This window comes from Phenylobacterium sp., from assembly GCF_044371015.1.
GTDB lineage: Bacteria > Pseudomonadota > Alphaproteobacteria > Caulobacterales > Caulobacteraceae > Phenylobacterium.
Window position 1 is genome coordinate 1 of record NZ_JBILUK010000346.1, and the last position, 2538, is coordinate 2538.

A 2538-nucleotide genomic window follows, 5' to 3' on the forward strand; every position below is an offset into this window, starting at 1 on the left:
CCCGGCGGCGCACCGCCAGCAGGGTCAGGTCGTCGCTGGGCTCGGCGCCGGCCTCGAACGCCCGCACCGCCGCGACGAGCCGATCCAGGAGCTCGCCGGCGCTGGTGGTCTCGCGGGCCGCCATACTTACGGCCGCCAGCAAGGCGTCGCGTTCCATCAGGCGGCCGTCCGGATCCTGCGCCTCGGTCAGCCCGTCGGTGAAAAACACCAGCCGCTCCCCGGGCGCGAGGTGATGCGTCTCGTCGGGATAGGCGAAGGTTTCGTCCACACAGAGCGGCGGCCCGCCATCGAGGACGATCTCCCGCACGTGACCCTCGGCGTCGACCACCAGCGGGTTCTCGTGTCCGGCCGAACAGAGGTGAAGGGTCCCGTCATCTGGGTGCAAAACGCCCACCAGAACCGAGACCGCCATGGCCTGGCGATTGTCGCGCGACAGTTCGGCGTTGATTTCGGCGATGGCGGCGGCGAGCGGCGTTGCGGGTCGCATCAGCAGGCTGCGCGAGAGCGCCTTGGCGAGCGCCATGAACAGCGAGGCCGGCACGCCCTTGCCGGTTACGTCGCCGACCAGGAAACAAACTCGCCCGTCGCCGAACAGGAACGCGTCGTAGAGATCGCCGCCCACCGTCTTGGCGGACTGCAGGACCGCGTCGATCTCGACATCCGGAGACACCCGCGCCAGTTCGCCTCGCGGGAGCAGCATGCCGGACTGAATCTCGGAGGCCGCCGCCAGCTCGCCGGATACCCGGGCCGCAGTCAGGCGTTCTTCGTCCAGCGCCGCGCGCAGACGGGCCTGCACCCGGCGGCCTTCGACAAACAGCATCGCCACCGTCACCGCCGAGGCCGCTGCGCCGGGGGCCAGCATGGGGTAGGGATCGATGACAATGTTGTTCAGGAAGGCCGCCCAGCATCCGCCCAGCACCGCCGCCGTCTCGACCCCCGCGCCGGCCAGCACAAGGCCCATCGGCGCACGCGGAACCCCCAGCCAGGAGACGATCACCAGCGTCAGGCCCAGCCCCCATTCCAGCGCCGGAATCCAGGCGGGCCGACTGAGCGCGCGCCCGCTCAGGATCGCATCGATGGCCTGGGCCTGCACGAAGACGCCATAGGTCTCGGCTTCACGCGGGGTCGTCACGACGTCCGAGGTGCCGGCGGCGGTCAGCCCGACCAGGACCAGGCTGTCCTTGAACGCGTCCGCCGGAACGCCTTGGCGCAGCAGGTCGGCCGCCGACCAGACGCGATGGGCCGCGAGCCGCTGTGAACCCGGTGCGGCGGCGTAGCGAATCTCGACACGACCACCAGGATCCACTGCGACCTTGCGGGCGCCGACCTGAACCGCCGTCAGGCCGCCCGTATCGCCCAGGAGCCGGATCGTGCTCGCGCCTTCCGCCACCCGCACCATGTCCAGCGCCAGACTGGGTGTCATGGCGCTCGCCGCCACGCCCAGGAGTGGAACCCGACGGATAACCCCGTCGATGTCCGGCGGCCCATTGGCGAGCCCGTGGCCCAGCGCGCCGCCGTCCAGCAGCGGCAGGTTGGCGACGACGTAGGGGTAGGACGGGATCGCAGCCGGTCGCGGACCTGCGAAGGTCACGTCGGGCGGCAGCGGCGGCGCGGCCTCGGCCTCGCGGCGGTCGAAAGAGCCGGCGTCCACGCCTGCTCGGGCCAGGATCACGGGCGCGCGCCCGATCACCCGCGCAAAAACGGCGTCCATGGAAGGCAGGGCCGCGATCTCAGCCGCGGTCGCGGGGGTGAGTTCGCGATAGAGTGCGGCGAAGCTTTCCGGATTCTGCCGATCAGGCTCGGGGAACAGGAAGTCGAATCCGATGGCCGCCGCGCCGCGATCCGCGATCTGCTCGGTCAGTCGGGCCAGGGTATATCGCGACCAGGGCCAGCCGCCGAGCGCATCCAGGCTCGCGGCGTCGACCGCCACGACCTGGACCCGAGGGCTCGGATCGCGGGCGGGCGAAACTCTCTGGAAGACATCGATGAGCGGCTGACGCAGGGCGTCGCCGGTCAGCAACACGCCCAACGCGGTCAGCAGCGCCGCCGCCAGCGCGCCGAAGCGCACCCGCCGGCGTGCGGGGGCGGACAGCTCGCTGAGAGCGTCAGACCTCGATCTCGAGCCCGTCATAGGCGCAGATCACCTCCAGCGGCGGCCGATCGGCGCGCACCAGCTCCTCATAGCGCACGCTTTCGGCGTGCATGCGCTGGATGTCTTCGTCGGTGTAGGTCGGCTCGTGGTGGAACAGCGCCAGACGCTTGGCCCTGGCGGCGTGGCAAAGGTCGACGGCCACCACGTTGGAGGAATGCCCCCAGTCCTGTTTCAGGCTGACGGTGTCGCCCAGGGAATACATGGTGTCGCAAATCACCAGATCGGCTGCGGCGAAGAAGGCCTCAAAGACGGCCTCCGAATCCATATTGTCGACCTTGTGCTCGGAGTCGGTCGAATAAATCACGGCCCGACCATTACGCTCGAACCGATAGCCATAGCTGTCGTGGGAATGGTGCTGGGCGACCAGGGTGACCGTGAGGCCGGCC

At 69.8% G+C, this 2538-nt stretch carries 2 protein-coding genes; both read right to left on the minus strand.

What is annotated here, in order from left to right; genetic code table 11:
- Positions 1–2131, minus strand: a 2131-nt coding sequence (locus ACIQ3R_RS17445; RefSeq protein WP_397420118.1) for a CHASE2 domain-containing protein, incomplete at its 3' end; no start/stop codon positions are given.
- The coding region (locus tag ACIQ3R_RS17450) for an MBL fold metallo-hydrolase (protein WP_397420119.1) at positions 2106–2538 on the minus strand (433 nt) is incomplete at its 5' end. The genes ACIQ3R_RS17450 and ACIQ3R_RS17445, both read right to left, overlap by 26 nt.